The following is a 23,046-nucleotide window of genomic DNA, read 5'->3' on the forward strand; positions in this document are numbered from 1 at the left end:
GTGCCGGCCCTGCGGTTCAGCCTAAAACTCGATCCCGTGCTGCGCCTTCACGCCGGCGCGGAACGGGTGCTTGATCGCCTCCATCTCGGTCACCAGATCGGCGAACTCGATCAGCTCTTCCTTGGCGTTGCGGCCGGTGATGACGACGTGCTTCATCGCCGGCTTGTCGCGCAGGACGGCCAGGATGTCGGCGACGTCGAGATAGTCGTAGCGCAGCACGATGTTGAGCTCGTCGAGCAGCACCAGCTGGTGCTCCTCGTCCATGATCAGCGTCTTCGCGCGTTCCCAGGCGGCCTTCGCCGCCTCGATGTCGCGCTGGCGGTCCTGGGTTTCCCAGGTAAAACCGTCGCCCATCGCGGTGATGGTGACGAGATCGGGGAAGTGGTCGAGTATCCGGCGCTCGCCGGTCTCCCACTTGCCCTTCACGAACTGCACGACGCCGACCTTCATGCCGTTGCCCATGGCGCGGAAGACGAGGCCGAAAGCGGCGGTGGACTTGCCCTTGCCCTTGCCGGTGTGGACGATGACCAGCCCCTTCTCCACCGTCTTGGTGGCGAGGATTTTGTCGCGCGCCGCCTTCTTCTTCTTCATCTTGTCGGCGTGGCGGGCGTCGAGCTCGGCCTCGGTCATGTTCAGGAGCGCTTCGGACTTCTCGGCCATGTCATGCTTTCTCGGTGTGGAATCGGTCGAGGTCGAATGTCGCCGAATTCGAGCGGGGAGACCACAGGCCGCGCTCGATCGCCTCGGCGAGCTTTGCCGTCATCTCGGCGAACGCCGGGGCATTGTTGTCCTGCAGGAAGGCGCGCACCTTGTCGTCGAGCACGTAGGCGGAATAGACCGCCTCGAAATGATGGTCGCGCACCGCCCCGGTGGTCGCCGCGAAGGCGAAGAGATAGTCGACCGTCGCCGCCATCTCGAACGCGCCCTTGTAGCCGTGCCGCATGACGCCGGCGATCCATTTCGGGTTCACGACGCGCGCCCTGACCACCCGGCCGATCTCTTCCTCCAGCGTGCGGATCACCGGGCGCTCGGGGCGGGAATGGTCGTTGTGGTAGACCCGCGGCCGGTGGCCGGAGACCTTTTCCACCGCCGCCGTCATGCCGCCCTCGAACTGGTAGTAGTCGTCGGAATCGAGGAGATCGTGCTCGCGGTTGTCCTGGTTCTGCACGACCGCCTCGACGCCGGAAAGCCTGGCCTCGAAACTGTCGCGCCGCGCCTCGCCCTCTGCATCGGACCCATAGGCATAGGAGCCCCAGACGAGAAAGGCCTCGGCGAGGTCGCCTTTGTCCGTCCAGCCCTTCTCGTCCATCAGCGCCTGCAGGCCCGCGCCATAGGCGCCGGGCTTCGAGCCGAAGATGCGAAAGCCCGCGCGCCGCTTGGCCGCGTCCGGCGCGACGCCGTCGGCCACGAGAGCGGCCGCTTCCGTCCGCATCCGCTCGGCGATCGGGTTGTCCGCGGCGTCCTCGTCCAGCGCGCCGACGGCCCGGATCGCTCGGTCGAACAGCGCGATCTGGTCGGGAAAGGCGTCGCGGAAGAAGCCGGAAATGCGCAAGGTCACGTCGACCCGCGGCCGGCCGAGGCGGGCGAGCGGGGTGATCTCGTAGCCGGTCACCCGGCCGACGTCCCACAGCGGCTTCACGCCGATCAGCGCCAGTCCTTGCGCGATGTCGTCGCCGCCGGTGCGCATGTTGGCGGTGCCCCAGGCGGTGAGCCCGATCGAGGTCGGCCATTCGCCCTGGTCCTGCAGGTGCCTGAGCACCAGGAGTTCCGCCGACTTGCGGCCGAGCGTCCAGGCCGCCGGCGTCGGCACGCTGCGGGTGTCGACGGAAAAGAAGTTGCGCCCGGTCGGCAGCACGTCCGGCCGCCCGCGCGTCGGCGCGCCCGACGGACCCGGCGCGACGAAGCAGCCGTCGAGGCCGGCAAGGAGCCCGGCGAGTTCGGCCGGGCCCGAGACGACGACGGACGGCTGCAGCCGTTCGCGGATTTCGGCGAGCACCGGGGCTGTGGACGACCAGTGGATATCCTCGTCCGCCTCTCCTGCGACAAGCTTCGCTGCCAAGAGCTCCAGCCGCTCGACGGTGTCGCCGGCGGTGCGCCAGGGATCGGTGGACAGGCTGTGGAGAAGCTGTGGACGCGGTCCCGTCCACGGCGCTGCCATGTCGCAGTCGAGGGGGTCGAAGGGTGGGGCGTCCCCCTCATCCGGCCCCTCGCTCCCGCTCGCGTCCACCTTCTCCCCGGAGGGGAGAAGGACGGCATCAGGTTCTGTCGATGTCGTCCGGACATGCTTCTTCTCCCCTTCGGGGAGAAGGTCGCGGCAGCGGGATGAGGGGGCCTGCGCCGGGCAAGGCACCTTGCCGCCCAACCCCAAATCCACCGCCAGCGCCCGGTGCAGCGACGCATCCCGCGGCTCCATCCCGCGCGGCAGCCGCGCCAGCGCCACCACCAGGTCCGTCAGCAGCCGCCCCTCGGGCGCCACGCCGAACACGTGCAGCCCGTCGCGGATCTGCATTTCCTTGAGGTCGCAGAGATGCGCGTCGAGCTTTTCCAGCGCCGTCGCCTCGGCTTCTCCCGCGAGGATCCCGGCATCCTGGTCGAGCCCGGTCGCCCGCATCAGTTCGACGATTTCCCCAGTCAGCAGCGCCACCCGGCGCGGGTCGCTGCCGGCGGCCTGGTAGACTTCGTCGACCAGCGCTTCCAGATCGCGCAGCGGGCCGTAGCTTTCCGCCCGGGTCAGCGGCGGCGTCAAATGGTCGATGATGACGGCCGACGTCCGGCGCTTGGCCTGCGTGCCCTCGCCGGGATCGTTGACGATGAAGGGATAGAGATGCGGCACCGGCCCCATCACCGCCTCGGGGAAGCAGGCCTTTGACAGCGCCAGCGCCTTGCCGGGCAGCCATTCGAGGTTGCCATGCTTGCCCATGTGAACGAGCGCGTGCATCCCGAAAGCGTGCCGGAGAAAAAAGTAGAGGGCGAAGTAGTTGTGCGGCGGCACGAGGTCCGGCGAGTGGTAGCTCTCCTTCGGGTCGATGTTGTAGCCGCGCGCCGGCTGCACGCCGATCATCACCGTGCCGAAGCGGGCGAGCGGCAGAGCGAAGCCAAAGGCGGGATCGACGAAGGGATCGCTTTCCGGTGCCCCCCAGCGCGCCGTCACGGCATCGCGGACGGCCTCCGGCAAGGTCTTGAAATGGCGATGATAATCAGCGATCGGCAAGGTCTCGCGCGTTTCACGTGAAACAATTCCGGCATTCGTCGGCCCGGCCATCAAATGGTCGATCAGCGCGTTGCCGTTCGCCGGAATGTCCTCGACGCCGTAGCCCGCCGCTCGCATCGCCCGCAGCACCTCGATCGTGCCGGCCGGGGTGTCGAGCCCGACGCCGTTGCCGAGCCGCCCGTCGCGGTTGGGGTAGTTGGCGAGCAGCAGCGCCACCCGCCGCTCGGCCGCTGGCGTCTGCCGCAGCTTTGCCCAGGCGGCGGCGAGGTCGGCGACGTAGCGCACCCGGTCCGGCACCGCGCGGTGGGCGACGATCTCGATCTCGCAGCGCGCATCCCACTCGCCCGCCGCCTTGAAGGCGATGGCGCGCGACAGCACGCGGCCGTCCACCTCCGGCAGCGCGACGTGCATGGCGAGGTCGCGGCCGGAAAGGCCTTGCGCCGAGCCCTCCCACGCCTCGACGCGGCCGCCCGACAGCACGGCCTGCAGCACCACGGCGCCGCCTTCCTCAAGGACCGTCGGCACGCGCGGCCCGGTCGGCGAGGACACGGCAAAGCCGGTGAGGTTGACGACGACAGTCGGTTGCCGGCGGGCGAAGAGAGCGCGGACGGTCTCGACCGATACCGGATCCTTGAGGCTGGTGACGTAGACGGGGAGGGGATCGAGCCCCGCCTGCCGCATCGCCGCGCACAGCGCCTCGACCGGCTCGGTCTGCCCGCTCTGGACGAGCGCCCGGTAGAAGACGATGGCGGCGAGGGGTGGCGGTGCCACGTCCGCTTCCTTCGGCGGTGCGTTGGCGGGGAGTTGCAGGGATGGGCTGTGCGTCATCCCGACGGGTGCTGCTGGCACACCCCCCTCTGCCCTGCCGGGCATCTCCCCCTCAAGGGGGGAGATCGGATGATCGCCGACCGTAGCACGCTCGATCTCCCCCCTAGAGGGGGAGATGCCCGGCAGAGGGGGGTGAGCCCCGCCGACCCTCGATGCGCCGGCGGGCGATGGCAGCGCCAGCACCCCCGCCTTCAGCAGCGGCTGCGCCTCGGCCGGCCAGTCGCCGCGTCCGAGCAGTGCGCCACAGCCGAGGAGAAACTTCTGCGCATTCTCCGCCCCACCCTCGACGAGGCAGCGCCACAGAAGGTCTCGCGCTTCCGGCGGCACGGAGGAGAACCGATCGAGGCTCGGATCGGGCTTGTCGTCGCCCGGCAGCGCGCACAGCATCACGCCCCGCGTCTCAGCCAGTTCCAGCAGCGCCTCCAGCCCGTACGGCCAGTAGGCCGCGCCGCCGAGCAGCCTGACCACCACGAGCTTTGCGTGCCGGAGCGTGCGGGCGACATAGGCGTCGACCGACATCGGGTGCGCAAGCCGCAGGAGGTTGGCGAGCCGCAGGCTTGGCGCGGCATCGCAGAGCGCGCCGGCAGCGCCCGCAAGGCTCGCCAGTTCGGTGTCGGCGGACGACAGCACGACGACGTCGGCGGGCGACTGGCCGAGATCGACCGCCTCGCCCGCTTCCGCCACGCTGCCGCGCTGGGCGAGAAGGAGATGCATCAGGCCGCCGTCGTCTCCCGCAGGCCGGTGAGGGCAAGGAGTTCGCCGGAAATCGCGGCTTCGGCCGCCGCGTCCAGCCGGTCGTGCAGGCCGATCACCACCAGCCGCGTCGCGCGCGCCTCGTCCGGGCGCCAGGGCCGGTCGTAATAGGTCTCGACACGCCGCCCGACGGCCTGCACCACCAGCCGCATCGACTTACCCGGCACGTCGGCGAAACCCTTGATCCGCAGGATGTCGTGCGCGGCGATGACGGCGGTGAGGCCCGAGGCGAAAGCCGCGGGATCGGCGACCGGGCCGGCCTCGGCGACGAAGCTGTCGAAGTCGTCGTGGTCGTGCATCTCGCCGCCCTCGTGCTCGATCTCGTGGTGCGAGCGGCGATGGGCGGTCTGGTCCTCGGTCGCGGCGCTGAGGCCGAGCAGCACGTCGGCCGGCAGGACGCCGTTCTCGGCCGTCACCGCCTTCACCGCCCGCTCTCCGCAGACCGCAGCGACCTCGGCCCGCACTTCCTCGAGCGTTGCGGCATCGACGAGGTCGGCCTTGTTGAGGACGATGAGGTCGGCGGCGCGGATCTGGTCCTCGAACAGCTCTTCCAGCGGGTTGTTGTGGTCGAGGCTGTCGTCGGCCGCGCGCTGTGCCCTGATCGCGTCCTCGTCGTCGGCAAAGCGGCCGGCGGCGACGGCGGCGGCATCGATCACCGTGACGACGCCGTCGACGGTGACCCGCGCCTTCACCTCCGGCCAGTTGAACGCGGCGACCAGCGGCTGCGGCAGCGCGAGGCCGGAGGTCTCGATGACGATGTGGTCGAGCCGGTCGGCGCGCTCGAGAAGCTTGGTCATGGTCGGGATGAAGTCGTCGGCGACGGTGCAGCAGATGCAGCCATTGGTCAGTTCGACGACGTCCTCGGCCCGGCAGGTCTCGATGCCACAGCCCTTCAGGATGTCGCCGTCGACGCCGAGATCGCCGAACTCGTTGATGATGAGGGCGATGCGCCGGCCGCCGGCGTTCTGCAGCAGGTTGCGGATCAGCGTGGTCTTGCCGGCGCCGAGGAAGCCGGTGATCACGGTGGCGGGGATCTTGGTGGTCCTGGACATGTCTATCCCTTCAAGGTCAGCGGCAGGCCCGCGGCGACGAACAGCACGCGGTCGGCGATTTCGGCGATGGATTGGTGCAGGCGGCCGGCATGGTCGCGAAATTCCCGCGCCATCGCATTGTCCGGCACGATGCCGAGGCCGACCTCGTTGGAGACGAGGACGACCGGCCCTTTCAGGCCGTCTTCGAGGATGGCGACGAGGTTGTCTGACTCACGTGAAACATTGCGCCCCTCCAGCATCAGGTTGGTGACCCAGAGCGTCAGGCAGTCGACCAGCACGGCGGTGTCGGCGGCGGCATGGGCGACAAGCGCCGGGGCCAGTTCCAGCGGCACGTCGACGGAGAACCATTCCGGCCCCCGGCGTTCCCGGTGGTCGGCGATCCGCGTCTCCATCTCGCCGTCGAAGGCGCGGCCGGTGGCAAGGTAGACCGCCCGCCGCCCCGACCCCAGCACCATCCGCTCGGCCAGCCGGCTCTTGCCCGAGCGCGCGCCGCCGAGGACGAGCGTTGCCCCCGGCGCGAGGGTCGTGCCCGGCGCAGGGTTTGCGCTCGGCGCGAGGGTTGCGGCCGATGGCGGGGGCGCTGTCGTGCCCGTCTCGTCGCCGGTCATGCCAGCGCGTGCCGGGCCGGCCGTCCCTCGCGCAGGCGGTCGAAGGCATAGCCCGACAGCGCGGCGAGGATCAGCCAGAAGGCGGCCGCGGTGACGAGCGAGGCGACGGCGAACTCGGCCGCCAGCATCGGCGGCACCGGGCTCGCCAGGTCGGCGGGCTGCGGCGCGCCGTAGAGATGCGGCGCAAGGAGCGCGATGCCGCCGAGCACCTTCGCTGAGATTTCGCCGCGCAGCGCCAGCGCGTAGATGCCGCCGGCGGCGAGGATCACGGTGGCGAGCCACCACATCTGCCGGGCGAGGAGATCGGCCGCCGGCATGGCCGGGAGTTCCGGCGCAAGGCTGAGCGCTGGCGCCAGCGACAGGATGCAGAAGCCGGCAAGGCCCCAGAGCGCACTGTTGCGGACGGTGACCGCGCGGTCGAGGATGAGGCTGGCGGCGGCGAGGATCAGCGCGAAGCCGGCGCCGGTGACGAGGTTGGCGAGCACGGTGTTGAACAGCCGGCTGTCGGTCAGCGGCGGCGCCTCGGCCTCTTCCGGTGCGGCGGCCGGGGCGACGGCAGCCGCGGCGACATGGTCGTGCGGGGCGGCCTCGTCATGGCTATGCGGTGCCGCAGTTTCGGCATGGGCGTGCCCCCCTTCGCCCTCGAAGGTCTCGGCGTGGAGGATCAGCGGTACGATGCGGGCGTACTGGACAGGGGTGATCAGCAGCCCGGCGAGAAGGCCAGCGCCGAGCGCGGCCAGGAGAAAACGAGTGATCATGATAGCCTTTCGTCGGCCGCACCGGCGCTGCCTTGCGGGCAAGGTCGCGGGTGGGCCGATAGACGGAACGACATTCGGAGACGACGAACCAAGACGACGGCCGAGGAGAGCCCGTCGAAACGACACGGGACGAGCGCCGGGCCAGCAAAGCTGGGGGCAGCGCGGCACGGACTCCGGGCGTCTTCAGGGGGCGTCTTCAGGATATTCCGGAGAGGGTCGCGGTCAGGCCGACCGCGGCGTCTCCGTCAGCCCGCCGTCAATGGCAAGGAAAGCCGAAGCCGTGCCGGGTATCGTGGGCGGTGTCGTGCAGCGTCTGCGAATGGGCAAAGCCCACGCCGAAGATGAAGAAGGCGCCGAGGACGAGGGCGAACAGGCCGGCGACAATTCTCGTTGCCGTCGAAGGGACGACTGCCGTGCCGATTGCAGTGTCGAGCGTCTGGGTGGAATTCATCAGGTCAACCTCCGTGAAGGCCGCGACAGCGCAGCCTTTTCCATGGGATGGCAGGTCTCCTGGCTCACGGGTCGTCGGCCTTCTCCTGCCTTCCCAGAGCAAAGCTCCAGTGGCTTTTCCGCAGAGACGGATCAAATCCGGTCTGCGGTGGAGGGGCCTCGCCGCTCTACAGTCGCGGGGTCGGCTGCGATACGGACCCCCTGTTTGGGTCGATCCTTCGCATTCCCTCTTAGCCCGAAACGCAACGTGCGCCGCGGGACCATCCAGGGCGGACGATAGACGGGTGGACGGGCCGGGGCAATGGCCGGCCTGCGCCACCGCGGGCCGAAGCATCGACCTTTCCGCCATTTCGGCTATCTCCCGTCGCAACGAGACCATGAATGAACGACGCACCGAACGACTGACGAACCAGGAGCCCTTGATGACCCATCCCCTGATCTCCTCAGGCCACGCCGCCTTCATCACCGGCGGCGCGTCCGGCATCGGCCTCGCGCTCGCCCGCCGGTTCGCGGCCGCCGGCATGCGCGTCTGCATCGTCGACCGGGACGAGGCGGCGCTGAAATCGGCGATGGCCGAGCTCGAGGGGCTGGCCGGGGGCCAAGCGGACATGATCATCGCAGCCGCCAGCGACGTCGCCGACCGCGAGGCGATGGAGGCGCTGGCGGACATGGTCTTCGGTCGCTGGGGCGCGGTCCACGTTCTCGTCAACAATGCCGGCATCCAGCCGGGCAGCGGCATCCTCGGAACGAGGGAGGCCTGGGACGCGGTGCTCTCGGTCAATCTCGGCGGGGTGATCAACGGCGTCCAGGTCTTCGTGCCGCGGATGATCGCGGGCGGCGAGGCGGGCCTTGTCATCAACACCGGCTCCAAGCAGGGCATCACCACGCCCCCGGGCGACCCCGCCTACAACGTTTCGAAGGCCGGCGTGAAGGTGCTGACCGAGGCGCTGCAGCACGAGTTCCGCAACCTCGAGGGCAGCCAGTTGTCGGCGCATCTCCTGATCCCCGGCTTCGTCTTCACCGGCCTCACCGCCAAGGGCCGCACCGAGAAGCCGGACGGCGCCTGGACGGCCGACCAGACCGCCGACTTCGCGCTTGAGCGAATTGCCGCCGGCGATTTCTACATCCTCTGCCCCGACGGCGAGGTGACGCGGGAGATGGACGAGAAGCGCATCCGCTGGGCCGCCGGCGACATCGCCGAAAACCGCCCGCCGCTGTCGCGTTGGCACCCGGATTGGGCGGAGAAATTCAAGGCTTCGCAGGGCTAAGCGGGGGGCGGTTGAGCGATCGGGGGGCTGTGGCGCAGATTGATGCAGCAGGGGGTATTCTGTCGGGTGAGATTTGGGGCGAGGATATCAAGCAACTGACCTCACCTGAAATGCAGTATGGCAAGCCTCTGAGTAATTTCGCCAACGACACGGAGTGAGTTCAGCCAACGTCCAAAGTCTCGTCATCCTCGCGCGCAGCGCGGGGACCCATGCCGGGGCATTCAAATCATCTGCTGCGGTAGATGTTGCGTAATAATTCTGCGCGGGAACTGTGCGGATAGGCTGAGGCATGGGTCCCCGTGCTGCGCACGAGGATGACGAGCGTTGAGGTTTGCACCTCGCGTCCTTGGCCGCCGCCGGTGCCAACTACGCCTTACTGGGTTCGCTGCGTCGCGTTACCTGCTCCACGCACCTGCGCTCCCGGCGTCCTTCCTGCCGACGTCGCATGCTGGTCGCCACGCCGCTCAGGCAAACGGACGCCTCACCCCCGTGCGATCGCCAGCAGCGCCTCGACATCCAGCACGCGTTCCAAATCCGCGGCGATCGCGTCTAGCGCGTCCTCCACGCCTTGCCGATCATCGCGAAGGTCCGTCGCGAGGCCGAGGTCGGCGAGGAGGCGGCGGCGGAAGGCGTCGGCGCCGAAGAGGCCGTGCAGATAGGTGCCGGTGATCCGTCCGTCGGCGCTGGTCGCACCCGTCGGGCGGCCGTCGACGAGAGCGGAGGGCCTGATGCAGTCCGGCCCCTCGGTGCGGCCGAGGTGGATTTCGTAGCCGTCGAGCGGCTCGCCCGCGGGGGTCGTCGCTGAGGTGGCGCGGACTGTCTTTTCGCGCGCCATGACCGTCTCGACATCGAGCAGGCCGAGGCCTTCGGCCTCTCGCGCGTCGCCCTCGATGCCCTCGGGGTCGCGGACGGAGCGGCCAAGCATCTGGTAGCCGCCGCAGAGGCCGACGACCCGGCCGCCGCGCGCGGCGTGGGCGGCAAGATCCTGGTCCCAGCCATGGGCCCGGAAGGCGGCGAGGTCGGCGATGGTCGATTTCGAGCCGGGGATGACGATCAGCGCGGCGTCGTCGGGCAGGCTTTCGCCGGGGCGGACGAAGACGAGGTCGACGCCGGGTTCGGCGCGCAAGGGGTCGAGGTCGTCGAAGTTGGCGATGCGGCCGAGCACCGGCACCGCCACCACCAGCCCGCCGGTGCGCGGGCGGGACAGGCGCTCCAGCGCGACCGAATCCTCGGCCGGCAGCCGCGCGGCGGCCTTCAGCCAGGGGACGACGCCGAGCGATGACCAGCCGGTAAAGCGGGTGACGGCGGCGAGCCCGTCGTCGAACAGCGTGACGTCGCCACGGAACTTGTTGATGAGGAAGCCGCGGATCATCGCCCGGTCCTCTTCGGCCAAGATCACATGCGTGCCGACCAGCGAGGCGATGACGCCGCCGCGGTCGATATCCCCCACCAGCACCACCGGCACGTTCGCCGCCGTCGCAAAGCCCATGTTGGCGATGTCGCCGGCGCGCAGGTTGATCTCGCCCGGCGAGCCCGCACCCTCGACGATGACGAGGTCGGCCCCATCGCCAACCTGGGCAAAACTCTCCAGCACCTTGGCGAGCAGCGCCGGCTTCAGCCGCTGGTAGTCGCGCCCCTTCGCCTCGCCGAAGACGCGGCCCTGCACGACGATCTGGCTGCCGGTCTCCGATTGCGGCTTCAAGAGCACCGGGTTCATGTGCACCGTCGGCGGGGTCATGCAGGCCAGCGCCTGCAGCCATTGCGCCCGGCCGATCTCGCCGAACTCCGGGCGACCCGAAGGGTCGTCGCGTCGGGCCGTGCCGGGGATCTCGGCGACGGCGGCGTTGTTCGACATGTTCTGCGGCTTGAACGGGCGGACCTTCAGCCCGCGGCGGGTGAACAGCCGGCAGAGCCCGGCGCAGAGCACGGTCTTGCCGACATCCGAGCCGGTGCCTTGCAGCATGATCGCGGCGGGCGGCTTCCTGTCCGTCATGACAGCAGCAGCTTGAGCGCCAGCGCGAGGCACACCACCACCAGCAGCGGCCGGATCAGCTTCGCGCCGAAGCGCATGGCAAAGCTTGACCCGATCCGCGCACCGACGAACTGCGCGGCGCCCATGGCGAGGCCGAGCTTCCAGAGGATCACCCCGGAGAAGGCGAAGACGGCGAAGCCGCCGAGGTTGGAGGCGAAGTTCAGGAGTTTCGTGTGCGCCGTCGCCCGCAGCACGCCGTAGCCGGCGAGCGTCACGAAGGCGAGCATGAAGAACGAGCCGGTGCCCGGGCCGAACAGGCCGTCGTAGAAGCCGACCAGCGGTACCACGAGGCCGACGAAGAAGGCCGGCGACACCCGGCGCTCGGCATCCGTGTCCGACAGGCCGGGCTTGAAGGCGAAGTAGAGGGCGATGGCGATGAGGAGGTAGGGGAGCAGCGTTTCAAGGACGTCGGTCGGCAGCACCAGCGCCGCGAGCCCGCCGACCACGGCGCCGGCAAACGACAGCAGCGCCGTGGGCGCCAGTTTCCGCAAGTCGACATGGCCCTTGGCGGCATAGGAGATCGACGCCGAGCCGGACCCGAACAGGCCCTGCAGCTTGTTGGTGCCGAGCGCGGTCAAGGGGTCAACGCCCGAGAGCAGCAGCGTCGGAATGGTGATCAGCCCGCCGCCGCCGGCGATCGAATCGACGAAGCCGGCGATGAAGGCGGCGAAGACGAGGAGGGCGAAGGTCTCGGCGAGCATGCGGGGTCTTTCGGGGCGCCGGTGCGCAGGGGCGCGCGGGGTGGGCGAGTGGCACGGTCGGCGTGCGAAGCGAAAGGCGCGGACTTCTCAGCTTCGTCATCCCGGGCTTGACCCGGGATGACGAAGCTCGAAGGTCTGCGAGTAGAGTCTCTAACGTGTGGACATGACGCGGTGGAGAGGACGGTTCCCGCCCGCGTTCGTATCTCGCGTCCCCGCCAAAGCCAACTTGATTTGACGTCCCCCGCGCCGTGCTGTTTACCTCGGCCCGCCTGACGGTGCCCGGAAGACCCGGGCTGAGAGAGATTCCGGTGCGGCCGACCCAAACAGGGGGCCAGGACGGAGCTGTCGGAACGGTTCGCGTGGGGGATCCCTGCGCGTCTCCTCCGGCGTTGCGAGGAGCGTGCGATGAAAGCCCTGATGATGTGCGGCCATGGCAGCCGCGATGCGGCCGCGATGACGGAATTTGCCGGCCTCACCACCAAGATGCGCGCCCGCCTGCCCGACTGGGCGATCGAATACGGCTATCTGGAGTTTGCCAAGCCGATCATCCGCGAGGGGCTGGATGCGCTGCGCGCGCGCGGCGCGAAAGAGGTGCTGGCGCTACCGGGCATGCTGTTTGCCGCCGGCCATGCCAAGAACGACATTCCCTCGGTGCTCAACACCTATGCCAAGGCGAACGGCCTCGACATCACCTATGGCCGCGAGCTCGGCATCGACCCGAAGATGATCCGCGCCGCCGGCGAGCGCATCCGCGAGGCGCTGCGCGGCACCGGCTGGCGCGACGGCGAGCCGCTGCACGACACCATGCTGATGGTCGTCGGCCGCGGCGCCTCGGACCCCGACGCCAACTCCAACGTCTCGAAGGTGATGCGGATGCTCTGGGAAGGGCTCGGCTTCGGCTGGGGCGAGACCTGCTATTCCGGCGTCACCTTTCCGCTGGTCCAGCCGGGCCTCGATCACGCCGCCCGGCTCGGCTACAAGAAGATCGTCGTCTTCCCGTATTTCCTGTTCACCGGTGTCCTGGTGCGGCGGATCTACGACCAGACCGACCTCGTCGCCGCCCGCCATCCCGGCATCGAGTTCGTCAAGGCGCCCTATCTCGGCGCGCACGACCTCGTCGTCGAGACCTTCGTCGATCGCCTGCGGGAGATCCTCGAGGGCACCAACAACATGAACTGCCAGATGTGCAAGTACCGCGAGCAGGTGCTGGGCTTCGAGGCCGAGGTCGGCCTGCCGCAGGAGAGCCACCACCACCATGTCGAGGGCGTCGGCTCCTCGGCCGACTGTAAGCTCTGCGACATGACCTGCACCGGCGCCTGCCGCGCGGCGGCCATTGCCGCCATCGGCACCAACCCCGCCACCGCCGCCCCGCCGCCGCCCGAGCCGCATGCGCGCGGGCACGGGCATGATCATGGGCACGCGCACGGCCATGATCATGCGCATGGCCATGACCATGGCCATTCCCATGCCGCCGGCCATGCGCACGGGCCGGCAGGGCATGACCACGTCCACCACCCCTATCCGCAGGCCGACCACCCGCTCGGGCCGAAGTCGCTGGTCCGGGGATGAGCGGACTGTTCGATCGCTACGTGATGGTTGACTGGTCGGCTTCGAATTCGCCGACCAGCGGCAAGGACTCGATCTGGATCGGATGCGCCGAGCGTTGCGGCAGCGAAGTGACCATGATGGCCAGCGCCAACCCTCGCACCCGACATGAGGCCATGGCCCTCATTCGGGAGCATATCCGGGTGGCGATCGGCGACGGTAAGCGGCTTCTGCTCGGGTTCGACTTTCCATTCGGCTATCCCAGAGGGACGGCTGCGACAGTCTCCGGCACCCCTGACTGGCAGGCTCTCTGGGCTAGGATTGCGGGCTTAGTGGAAGACAATGCGGATAACAGGTCGAACCGCTTTGAGGTGGGAGGAAGGTTGAACTTGGGTCCGCTTCAATCCAGTCCCATGTTTTGGGGGCGGCCGCTTCACCTCGACGTCGAAGGGCTCACGGCAACCAAGCCTGCACCGTACGCGATCAATCTTCCGGAGCGCCGTCTTTGCGAGCAGCGTGCCAAAGGTGCCCAGCCAGTGTGGAAACTGGCTTTCCCCGGCAGCGTGGGTAGCCAAGCCCTTTTGGGCATTTCTCGGCTCCAGCAGCTTATCCAAGACCCGGACTTTGACGGGAAGGTTGCCGTCTGGCCTTTCCAGACCGGCTTTAGCGGCGATCATGCTTCCGATTGCGTCATCGCGGAAATTTACCCTTCGATCTTTCCTATTGTCCTTGCTGATCGGAGTTGCCTTGACGAAGCGCAGGTCGAGACCTTGGCTGAAGGCTTTGCTTCTGCAGATGCGCGCGGTCAACTGGCCGATTTCTTCTTGTGCCCGCCGGACTTGAGCGAGGGAGAGCAAGAGGCCGTTGTGTGCGAGGAGGGTTGGATACTGGGTCTTGGCAAAGGATTCGCTCCTGTTGCGTCGCCACACCCCACGATCGTCGATGCCGTATCGTCGCCGCCCCGTATCGACTACCTCAAGGACCCCGCCGGGATCTATGCGGCGAGTTTTGCGGCGATCCGGGCGGAGGTCGACCTGGCCGGCGTGCCGGAAGAGGCGCATGACCTCGCGATCCGGCTGGTGCATGCCTGCGGGATGACGGACCTCGTCCGCGATCTCGTGGTCTCGGCGGGCGCGGTCGAGGCGGGCCGAGCGGCGCTGGCGGCCGGGCGGGCGATCCTCTGCGATTCCGAGATGGTGGCGCACGGGATCATCCGGCGCTCGCTCAGTGCCCGCAACAAGGTGGTTTGCCGGCTTAACGATGACGGCGTGCTGCCGCTGGCGCTGGAGAAGGCGACGACGCGTTCGGCCGCGCAGGTCGACTTCTGGGACTGGGATCTCGACGGCGCGGTGGTGGCGATCGGCAATGCGCCGACCGCGCTGTTCCGCCTGCTCGAGCGGCTGGACGAGGGCGCGCCGCGCCCGGCGCTGATCCTCGGCCTGCCCGTCGGCTTCGTCGGCGCGGCTGAATCGAAGGCCGAGCTGATCCGCGACAGCCGCGGCATCCCCTTCGTCACCGTCACCGGCCGGCGCGGCGGCAGTGCGCTGGCGGCCGCCGCGGTGAACGCGCTGGCTGCAGGCCTCGGCGGCGGCGTCGCATGACGGGCACGCATTTTCCCGAGGAGAGCGGCGCCCAGGCGCCCTCGCCGTGGCTGACGGTGATCGGCATCGGCGACGGCGGCCTTGCGACGTTGTCGCCCGAGGCCCGAGCGGTGCTCAGCGGCGCGACGCTGGTGATCGGCGGCGCAAGGCATCTCGCGATGCTCGGCGGCACGCAGGAGACGCTCGCCTGGCGCTCGCCATTCCGGGAGACGCTCTCCGACATCGCCGCACGGCGGGGCCTGCCGACGGTGATCCTCGCGACCGGCGATCCGCTCTGGTTCGGCGTCGCCGCGACGCTGGCGGACGTCTACCGCCCCGACGAGATGCGCGTGCTGCCCGTGGCGTCCGCCTTCCAGCTGGCCGCCGCGCGGCTCGGCTGGCCGCTCCAGACGGTGGAGACGGTGAGCATTCACGGCCTGCCGCTGGCGGGCCTCCACCGCCACATCCTGCCCTCGGCCCGCCTGCTGGTGCTGTCGGACCATGCCGGCTCGCCGGCCGAGGTGGCCAGGCTCCTTTGCGCGCGCGGCTACGGACCGAGCCGGGTGACCGTGCTCGAGCATCTCGGCGGCCCGGCCGAGCGCATCCGCCAGGATCGCGCCGAGGGTTTTGCGCTGGATGGCGTCGCCGCGCTGAACATCATCGCCATCGACTGCATCGCCGAGCCCGGCGCCGCGTTGGTGCCGGTGGTGCCGGGACTGCCCGACGACGCCTTCCAGCACGACGGCAAGATGACCAAGCGCGTCGCCCGTGCGGTGGCGCTTGCGGCGCTCGCGCCGTTTCCGGGCGCGGTGCTCTGGGATGTCGGCGCCGGCAGCGGGTCGATCGCGGTGGAATGGATGCGCGCCGCCCGCCGCACCCGGGCCGTCGCCTTCGAGCCGCTGGAAGCCCGAAGGGCGATGATCGCCGGCAATGCCGAGGCGCTGGGCGCCCCGCGGATCGAGATCGTCGGCGGCAAGGCGCCCGCGGTGTTCGCTGAAGTCGGCGGGGCGCCCGATGCGGTGTTCATCGGCGGCGGGCTGTCGGACGGGGTGTTCGAGCCGGCCTTCGCGCGGCTGAAACCGGGCGGGCGAATGGTGGCGCATGCGGTGACGCTGGAGTCCGAGCGGCTGCTGATCGACCTGCACGCCCGGCTCGGCGGCGAGCTGATCCGCCTCTCGGTCGACCGCGCCGAGCCTGTCGGGCCGTTCCGCGGCTGGCGGCCGGCCATGCCGGTGGTGCACTGGGCGCTCGTCAAGCCAAGCGGGGCGACGTCGCCGGACGGCAAGCCTGGCACGCCGGCGGGCACACCGCTTGCTCCAGAGAAGCCGGCATGACCGGCACGCTCTACGGCGTCGGCGTCGGCCCCGGCGATCCCGAACTGCTGACCTTGAAGGCGCTGCGCATCCTCCGCGCCGCGCCGGTGATCGCCTATCCGGCGCCCGATACCGGGCCGAGCTTTGCGCGGCAGATCGTCGAGGGTCATTTGCCGGGCGCGCAGGAGGAAATCGCCATCGTCATCCCGATGCGGGTCGAGCGGTTTCCCGGCCAGGCGATCTACGACGCGGCGGCGGAAACGATCGGCGCGCGGCTCGCCGCGGGCCTGGATGTCGCCGTGCTCTGCGAAGGCGACCCGTTCTTCTACGGCTCGTTCATGTACCTGTTCGAGCGTCTCGCCCCGCTCTATCCGACCGAGATCGTGCCGGGCATCTCCTCGGTGATGGCCGCCTCCGCCGCGCTCCGCCGCCCACTCGCCGCGCGCAACGACGTGCTGACGGTCATTCCGGGGCCGCTGCCGGACGCCGAGATCGCGGCGCGAATAGGGGCGGTCGAAGGCTTTGCGATCATGAAGCTCGGCCGGCATTTTGCGCGCGTGCGGGCTGTCATCGACGAGCTCGGGCTGACCGACGCCTGCTGGTATCTCGAGCGCGTCTCGCTGGCGGAGGAGCGGGTGATGCCGCTGGCCGAAGTCGTCGGCGACGCTCCCTATTTCTCGATGATCCTCGGCTATACCGGCTGCGAGCCGGCGATCTCGGCCATTCAGAGAGGGAGGGTTTCGTGACCCCCGCCATCCTCGTCCTTTCCGCCGCCGCCTTGCCGCTGGCAAAGCGCATCCGAACCGCCCTCGGCGGCGAGATCCACGGCGCCGCGGCCCGCGTCTCGGACGCCGATGTCGGCTTCTCCGAGGCGGGGGCGCATCTGCGCAGCCTGTTTGCCGCCGGCCGGCCGATCGTCGCCGTGATGGCGACCGGCGCGGTGATCCGCCTCCTCGCGCCTGTCCTCGGCGACAAGCGGGACGAGCCGCCGGTGCTGTCGGTCGCCGAGGATGGCTCGGTCGTCGTGCCGCTGCTCGGCGGCCATCACGGCGCAAACGATCTCGCGCGGACGCTGTCGGCGGCGCTCGGGGCCGTGGCCGCGGTGACGACGGCGGGGGACCTGCGCTTCGGCGTCGCGCTCGACGCGCCGCCGGCGGGCTACCGTCTCGATCCCGCCTGCGACGCCAAACCCGCAATGGCCGAGCTCGTCGCCGGGGCCGTCGCCCGGCTGGACGGCACGGCGGCCTGGCTGGAGGCTTCGCGCCTGCCGTTTGCCGCAGATCTGGTCGACGGTCCCGGCACGCGGACTGCCGCCGGCACGGTGACGCTCGCGATTTCGGAAGCCGTGCGGACGCCGAACCCGCTGGAACTGCTCTACCGCCCGGCGACGCTCGCCCTCGGCATCGGCGCCGAGCGCCATGCCCCGGCCGAGGAGGTGATCGCGCTGGCCGAGACGGTTCTGGCCGAGGCAGGGGTCTCGCCGCTGTCGCTGGCGGGCGTGTTCTCGCTCGATCTCAAGGCCGACGAGGCGGCGGTGCACGCGGTCGCCGCGCATTTCGGCGTGCCCGCGCGCTTCTTCGATGCCGCGACGCTGGAGACAGAGGCGCCGCGGCTCGCGACGCCCTCCGCAATCGTCTTCGCCGAGACCGGCTGCCATGGCGTTTCGGAAGGCGCGGCGCTGGCCGCCGCCGGGCCCGAGGGCCGGCTGCTGGTCGCCAAGCGCAAGGCGAAACGCAGCACCGCCGCCCTCGCGCAAGCGCCGCGGCCGATCGACATGGCGGCGAGCGGACAAGCGCGGGGCATGCTCTACGTCGTCGGCATCGGGCCGGGCGGCGCGGAATGGCGCTCGCCGGAGGTCAGCCGCATGGTTGCAAGCTCCACCGACCTCGTCGGCTACTCGCTCTATCTCGACCTCCTCGGGCCGCTCGCCGAGGCCAAGGTCCGGCACGACTTCGACCTTGGCGCCGAGGAAAAGCGGGTGCGCCATGCGATGGAGCTCGCCGGCGAGGGTCGGACCGTCAGCCTCGTCTGCTCGGGCGACGCCGGTATCTACGCCATGGCGACGCTGGTGTTCGAGCTGCTCGACACCAAGGGCGTCAGCCCAGCCGCCGGCCGCATCGAGATCGCCGTCTCGCCCGGCATCTCCGCCCTGCAGGCCGCCGCCGCCCGCGCCGGCGCGCCGCTCGGCCACGACTTCTGCACGATCTCGCTGTCGGACCTCCTGACGCCCTGGGCCGACATCCAGCGGCGGATTCAGGCGGCGGCGGAAGGCGATTTCGTCATCGCCTTCTACAACCCCGTCTCCAAACGCCGCCGCACCCAGCTCGCCTTCGCCCGCGAGCGCCTGCTCGAACACCGACCCGCCGACACGCCGGTGATCCTCGCCACCAATCTCGGCCGCGATGGCGAACACGTCCGCATCGTCCCGTTGTCGGCGCTCGACATCGACGAGGTCGACATGCTGACGGTGGTGATCGTCGGCTCGTCCGAGACGCGGGTGGTGCAGACGGGCGACGGCCGGCGCTGGGCGTTCACGCCGCGCGGGTATTCCGGAAAGGCGGGGACGGGGATGCGATCGTCTGCCGCAGCTGCGATCTCCCCCCTTGAGGGGGAGATGCCTGGCAAGGCAGAGGGGGGTGCCCGAGGTGCCCATTCGTCCAGCCCGGCCATTTCAAATCTCGGCGGCAGTTCGCCCCCCTCTGGCCTGCCGGCCATCTTCCCCTCGAGGGGGGAGATCACCACTCCGCCATCCGCGCACGATCGAAAGTCCTTGGCATGACCGTCCACTTCATCGGCGCCGGGCCCGGCGCGCCGGATCTAATCACCGTGCGCGGCTTGCGGCTGATCGAGGCTTGTCCGGTCTGCCTCTACGCCGGCTCGCTGGTGCCGGAGGCGGTCGTGGCGGCGGCGCCGGCGGGGGCGCGGGTGCTGGATACCGCGCCGATGACGCTCGACGAGATCATCGCCGAGATGGCGGCGGCGGACGGGAAGGGCCTCGACGTCGCGCGCGTGCATTCCGGCGATCCCTCGCTCTACGGTGCCACCGCCGAGCAGATGCGGCGGCTGAAGGCGCTGGGCATTGCCTATGACGTGACGCCGGGCGTGCCGGCCTTTGCCGCCGCCGCCGCAGCGCTGGCGACCGAGCTGACGGTGCCGGAGGTGTGCCAGACGGTGATCCTGACGCGCACGGCGATGAAGTCCTCGTCCATGCCGGCCGGCGAGGAGCTCTCGACGCTCGGGCAGAGCGGCGCGACGCTCGCCATCCACCTGTCGATCCGCAACATCCCGCACATCCAGCGCGAGCTGGAGCCGCTGGAGAAATACGGGCCCGACTGCCCGGCGATCATCGCCTACCGCGTCGGCTGGCCGGACGAGGCGTTCATCAAGGGCACGCTGTCGACGATCCAGGCCCAGGCGCGGGCCGCCAAGCTGACGCGCACCGCGCTGATCTTCGTCGGACGGGCGCTGGGGGCGACCGACTTCATCGACTCCAAGCTCTACGACGCGGCGCATGTGCATGTGCTCCGGCCGAAGCGGAAAGCCATGGCCGGAGAGCCTCAAACGGTCGACGGACAGTCCGATGCCGAGGGTTAGCGCTTCAGGGCGGCCTTCGGTCGGGCATCCCCGATGCTCTGGGGCGTGAGGCTGGCGAGCCAGGCCATCGCGCCATCGACGTCGGCCGCGTGCGGCAGCGCGGGCGCGGCGGCGCGCTGGATCATCACCACCGGAAGGCCCAGATGGCGGGCGGCCGCGACCTTGGCATATGAGGCAGCGCCGCCGGAGTTGCGGCAGACAACGTGGGTGATGCCGCGCCGCTGCAGCATCTCGGCCTCCTCGCGCCAGTCGGGCGAGGGCTTGCCGACGATCACCTCGGCCGGAAACGGCAGGTCGGCGGGCGCGTCGACCATGCGCAGCACGGGGCTGAGATCCGGCCGCGAGGCGAACGGCGCCAGATGCTGCCGGCCGAGCGCCAGGAGCGGCCGGGCGCCCGAGGGCAAGGCGTCGCGCGCGGAGGCGAGGCAGTCGGCCATGGTCCAGCGGTCGCCCGGCACCGGCGCCCATTCCGGCCGCACCAGCGCCAGCCGCGCGATGCCGGCGATGCCTGCTGCCTTTTCGGCATTGCGCGACATGCCGATAGCGAAGGGGTGCGTCGCGTCGACGAGCCGGGTCACGCCTTCCGCCGCGAGATACGCCGCGAGCCCGTCCGCGCCGCCGAAGCCGCCGATGCGCAGTTCGCCGGCGGGCACGACCGGCAGCTTGGTGCGGCCGGCGAGCGATACGATCAGCCGGTCGGCCGGGCGCTCGGCCGTGATGCGGGTGGCAAGCATCAGCGATTCCGCCGTGCCGCCGAGGACGAGGATGGTGTCAGGCACGCGCGACCACCGTGCCTGCGCGGTCGACGACGATCACTTCGGCTTCCACCGCTGCGCCGCGCAGCGTGTCGGTAACGGTCGCGAGCGCGGCCTTGGCGACGGCGGCGGCAAGGTCGATGCCAGCAGCACTGCAGAGGTCGAGCACCGCTTTCGCGGTATTGGCACCGAGGATGCCGGCCTGAAGCGCCTCGCCGCGGTCGGGGTCGAGTTGCTGGACGAGGACGTTGAGGAAGGCGAAGTCGACCTGGCTCCGGCCGGAGTGCAGGTCGAGGGCGCCCGCGGCGAGCTTAGTCAGCTTGGCGAAGCCGCCGGCGATGGTGACGCGGGGCACCGGATGGACGCGGAGGTATTTCAAGAGCCCGCCGGCGAAATCGCCCATGTCGAGGAAGGCGATTTCCGGCAGGCCGGGATAGAGGGCGCGGGCGGCATCCTCGCTCGACGAGCCCGTGGAGCCGACGACGTGGCCGAGGCCGGCGGCGCGGGCGACGTCGATGCCGCGGTGGATGGAGTGGATCCAGGCCGAGCACGAGAACGGGTGGACGATCCCGGTCGTGCCGAGGATCGACAGGCCGCCGACGATGCCGAGCCGCGGGTTCCAGGTCTTTTCCGCCAGCGCCGCTCCATTGGTGACGGCGATCTCGATCTCAACGTCGGCGGCGCGGCCGTGGGCGACGCAGAGTTCCTCGACCACGGCCCGCATCAGGGCGCGGGGGACCGGGTTGATCGCGGGTTCGCCGGGCGGGATCGGCAGGCCTTCCAGCGTCACCATGCCGACGCCTTCGCCGGCGTGGAAGGTGATGCCGGAATCCGGCTTACCAAACCGGATCCGGGCGATGATTTCGGCGAGATGCGTGACGTCCGGATCGTCGCCGGCATCCTTGATGATGGTCGCCATCGCCATGCCGTCGCCGAGCGACTGGCGGGCCAGTGTGAAGCCCGGCGTCTCGCCCTTCGGCAGGCGGATCTCGACGGGGTCGGGGAAGTCGCCGGTGAGGAGCGCCGTCAGTGCCGCCTTGGTCGCCGCGGTGGCGCAGGCGCCCGTCGTCCAGCCGCGCCGCAGCGCCGGCGCCTCGGTGCCGCCCGTCGGTGCCTCGGCACCGCGCGCCGGGGCGTCGCGTCGGGCGATCTCCGGCGATGGGGAAGTGTCCGGTCGAGGGTCGTTGTCCGGCGCCATGTCCGGCTTATACGGTGTCCGGCGATCCGGCGAAAGCTTTGGAGCAACGCGCCATGCCCGGCCTTCTGATCGCCGCGCCGGCCTCCGGCTCCGGCAAGACCACGGTGACGCTCGGCCTGCTGCGGGCTTTTCGCCGTGCCGGCCATGCCGTCGCCTCGGCCAAGGCCGGGCCGGACTATATCGATCCCGCCTTCCATGCGGCGGCAAGCGGGGCGGCGTGCGTCAATCTCGATCCCTGGGCCATGCGCCCTGACCTGCTGGCGGCGCTGGCGGCGGAGGCGGTCGCGGGCCCGGTCGCGGGCGAGCCTGCCGAGGGGCTTCTCGTCGAGGCGATGATGGGGCTCTTCGACGGGGCCGCAGACGGCACCGGGGCTTCGGCCGATCTCGCCGTTCTGTTGGGGCTGAACGTCGTCCTCGTGGTCGATTGCGCCAAACAGTCGCAGTCGGTGGCAGCGCTGGTGCGCGGGTTTCGCGACCACCGGCCCGAGGTGAGGCTAGCGGGCCTCATCCTCAACCGCGTCGGCAGCGCCCGGCATGCCGGCATGCTGCAGCAAGCACTGGCGCCGCTCGGCGTGCCGGTGCTCGGCGTGCTGCCGTCGGATCCCCGGCTGGTTCTGCCGGAGCGCCATCTCGGCCTGGTGCAGGCCGGCGAGCACGGCGACCTCGACGCCTTCCTCGACCGCGCCGCCGACTGGGTCGAGGCCGGGCTCGACCTCTCGGCGCTCCGGCAGCTTTCGGCCCTGCCGGCGCGCGGTAAGGGCTGGGAGGGGCTGGTCGTCCCGCGCCTGCCGCCGCTCGGACAGCATATCGCGGTCGCCCGCGACACCGCCTTCGCCTTCGCCTACCCGCATCTCCTGGCCGGCTGGCGGGCGCAGGGGGCGTCGATCAACCTGTTCTCGCCGCTGGCGGACGAGGCGCCGGACGCGGCGGCCGATGCGGTCTACCTGCCCGGCGGCTATCCGGAGCTCCATGCCGGCCGGCTCGCGGCTGCGGGGCGCTTCAAGGCCGGCATGCAGGCGGCGGCGGATCGCGGCGCGACCGTTTATGGCGAGTGCGGCGGCTACATGGTGCTGGGCGAGGCGCTGGTGGATGCGGGCGGCGCCGCGCATGCGATGCTCGGCCTGCTGCCGGTCGCCACGAGTTTCGCCGTGCGGCGCCGGCATCTCGGCTATCGGCGGGCGGTGATGGATTTTCCGTGGACGGGCGCGATGACGGCGCACGAGTTCCACTATGCCAGCATCCTCACGGAAGGTGGCGGCGCGCCGCTGCTGACGGCGAGCGATGCTGCAGGCGCGGACCTCGGTGCCATGGGGCGCCGGGTGGGCACTGTCGGCGGCTCGTTCCTGCACGTGATCGACCGGGCATGATCGCGCGCGCAGTGTGCCGGCGTGACGCGGTTG

18 protein-coding genes and 1 riboswitch are annotated in these 23,046 nt (G+C 70.2%); of the genes, 8 read left to right on the forward strand and 10 right to left on the reverse strand.

Annotated features, from left to right (window positions below; genetic code table 11):
* Positions 1–21: 21 nt before the first annotated feature.
* The 6 genes from cobO to ACZL02_RS23170 form a co-directional block, all read right to left on the reverse strand.
* Positions 22–660 carry a cob(I)yrinic acid a,c-diamide adenosyltransferase gene (gene cobO, locus ACZL02_RS23145; protein ID WP_472941058.1) on the reverse strand — a complete coding sequence of 213 codons (639 nt, stop codon included), beginning with the start codon at positions 658–660 and terminating at the stop codon, positions 22–24.
* A gap of 1 nt (position 661) precedes the next feature.
* Positions 662–4,753 (reverse strand): cobaltochelatase subunit CobN, encoded by a 4,092-nt coding sequence (cobN, locus tag ACZL02_RS23150; protein ID WP_472941059.1) that lies wholly within the window; start codon positions 4,751–4,753, stop codon positions 662–664.
* Complete coding sequence (gene cobW / locus ACZL02_RS23155) at positions 4,753–5,844, reverse strand: cobalamin biosynthesis protein CobW (protein ID WP_472941060.1); 1,092 nt, start codon at positions 5,842–5,844, stop codon at positions 4,753–4,755. The genes cobN and cobW overlap by 1 nt, the downstream gene beginning before the upstream one ends.
* Positions 5,845–5,846: 2 nt before the next feature.
* The gene (gene cobU, locus ACZL02_RS23160) at positions 5,847–6,452 is read right to left on the reverse strand and encodes a bifunctional adenosylcobinamide kinase/adenosylcobinamide-phosphate guanylyltransferase (RefSeq protein ID WP_472941061.1); all 606 of its coding nucleotides are present in this window, start codon (positions 6,450–6,452) and stop codon (positions 5,847–5,849) included.
* The gene (locus ACZL02_RS23165) at positions 6,449–7,210 is read right to left on the reverse strand and encodes a CbtA family protein (protein WP_472941062.1); all 762 of its coding nucleotides are present in this window, start codon (positions 7,208–7,210) and stop codon (positions 6,449–6,451) included. Before ACZL02_RS23165 ends, cobU begins: the two co-directional genes overlap by 4 nt.
* Positions 7,211–7,466: 256 nt before the next feature.
* Positions 7,467–7,661: a CbtB domain-containing protein gene (locus tag ACZL02_RS23170; protein ID WP_472941063.1), complete on the reverse strand. Its 195-nt coding sequence runs from the start codon at positions 7,659–7,661 to the stop codon at positions 7,467–7,469.
* A 32-nt stretch (positions 7,662–7,693) separates the two neighbouring features.
* Positions 7,694–7,940, reverse strand: a riboswitch (cobalamin riboswitch).
* Between the two features lie 142 nt (positions 7,941–8,082).
* Here ACZL02_RS23170 and ACZL02_RS23175 point away from each other — a divergent pair.
* Positions 8,083–8,928 carry an SDR family NAD(P)-dependent oxidoreductase gene (locus ACZL02_RS23175; protein WP_472941064.1) on the forward strand — a complete coding sequence of 282 codons (846 nt, stop codon included), beginning with the start codon at positions 8,083–8,085 and terminating at the stop codon, positions 8,926–8,928.
* Between the two features lie 481 nt (positions 8,929–9,409).
* Here the strand turns inward: ACZL02_RS23175 and ACZL02_RS23180 are convergent, their stop codons facing one another.
* Together ACZL02_RS23180 and ACZL02_RS23185 are read right to left on the reverse strand one after the other, a co-directional pair.
* Entirely contained in the window at positions 9,410–10,921 is a 1,512-nt protein-coding gene (locus tag ACZL02_RS23180) for a cobyric acid synthase (RefSeq protein ID WP_472941065.1), read from the reverse strand.
* Positions 10,918–11,661 (reverse strand): TSUP family transporter, encoded by a 744-nt coding sequence (locus ACZL02_RS23185; RefSeq protein WP_472941066.1) that lies wholly within the window; start codon positions 11,659–11,661, stop codon positions 10,918–10,920. The genes ACZL02_RS23180 and ACZL02_RS23185 overlap by 4 nt, the downstream gene beginning before the upstream one ends.
* Before the next feature lie 405 nt (positions 11,662–12,066).
* Here ACZL02_RS23185 and ACZL02_RS23190 point away from each other — a divergent pair, with 405 nt between their 5' ends.
* From ACZL02_RS23190 to cobM, 6 genes are all read left to right on the forward strand, one after another.
* Positions 12,067–13,230, forward strand: coding sequence for a sirohydrochlorin chelatase (locus ACZL02_RS23190; protein ID WP_472941067.1), 1,164 nt, complete (start codon positions 12,067–12,069; stop codon positions 13,228–13,230).
* A 941-nt stretch (positions 13,231–14,171) separates the two neighbouring features.
* Complete coding sequence (locus ACZL02_RS23195; RefSeq protein WP_472941133.1) at positions 14,172–14,807, forward strand: precorrin-8X methylmutase; 636 nt, start codon at positions 14,172–14,174, stop codon at positions 14,805–14,807.
* Positions 14,804–16,120: a precorrin-6y C5,15-methyltransferase (decarboxylating) subunit CbiE gene (gene cbiE, locus ACZL02_RS23200; RefSeq protein ID WP_472941068.1), complete on the forward strand. Its 1,317-nt coding sequence runs from the start codon at positions 14,804–14,806 to the stop codon at positions 16,118–16,120. Before ACZL02_RS23195 ends, cbiE begins: the two co-directional genes overlap by 4 nt.
* Positions 16,117–16,845: a precorrin-2 C(20)-methyltransferase gene (gene cobI / locus ACZL02_RS23205; RefSeq protein WP_472941069.1), complete on the forward strand. Its 729-nt coding sequence runs from the start codon at positions 16,117–16,119 to the stop codon at positions 16,843–16,845. The genes cbiE and cobI overlap by 4 nt, the downstream gene beginning before the upstream one ends.
* On the forward strand, positions 16,842–18,878 hold the full coding sequence (cobJ, locus tag ACZL02_RS23210) for a precorrin-3B C(17)-methyltransferase (protein ID WP_472941070.1): 2,037 nt from the start codon (positions 16,842–16,844) through the stop codon (positions 18,876–18,878). Before cobI ends, cobJ begins: the two co-directional genes overlap by 4 nt.
* The gene (gene cobM / locus ACZL02_RS23215; protein ID WP_472941071.1) at positions 18,875–19,693 is read left to right on the forward strand and encodes a precorrin-4 C(11)-methyltransferase; all 819 of its coding nucleotides are present in this window, start codon (positions 18,875–18,877) and stop codon (positions 19,691–19,693) included. Before cobJ ends, cobM begins: the two co-directional genes overlap by 4 nt.
* Here cobM and ACZL02_RS23220 read toward each other — a convergent pair.
* A complete protein-coding gene (locus ACZL02_RS23220) occupies positions 19,690–20,472 on the reverse strand; it encodes a cobalt-precorrin-6A reductase (protein ID WP_472941072.1) in 783 nt (260 codons plus the stop codon). The genes cobM and ACZL02_RS23220 overlap by 4 nt on opposite strands.
* Complete coding sequence (locus tag ACZL02_RS23225) at positions 20,465–21,646, reverse strand: cobalt-precorrin-5B (C(1))-methyltransferase (RefSeq protein WP_472941073.1); 1,182 nt, start codon at positions 21,644–21,646, stop codon at positions 20,465–20,467. The genes ACZL02_RS23220 and ACZL02_RS23225 overlap by 8 nt, the downstream gene beginning before the upstream one ends.
* 53 nt (positions 21,647–21,699) lie before the next feature.
* Here ACZL02_RS23225 and ACZL02_RS23230 point away from each other — a divergent pair, with 53 nt between their 5' ends.
* Positions 21,700–23,013: a cobyrinic acid a,c-diamide synthase CobB gene (locus ACZL02_RS23230; RefSeq protein WP_472941074.1), complete on the forward strand. Its 1,314-nt coding sequence runs from the start codon at positions 21,700–21,702 to the stop codon at positions 23,011–23,013.
* The last annotated feature ends 33 nt before the right edge of the window (positions 23,014–23,046 follow it).

The organism is Mesocryomonas fontinalis (assembly GCF_055730125.2).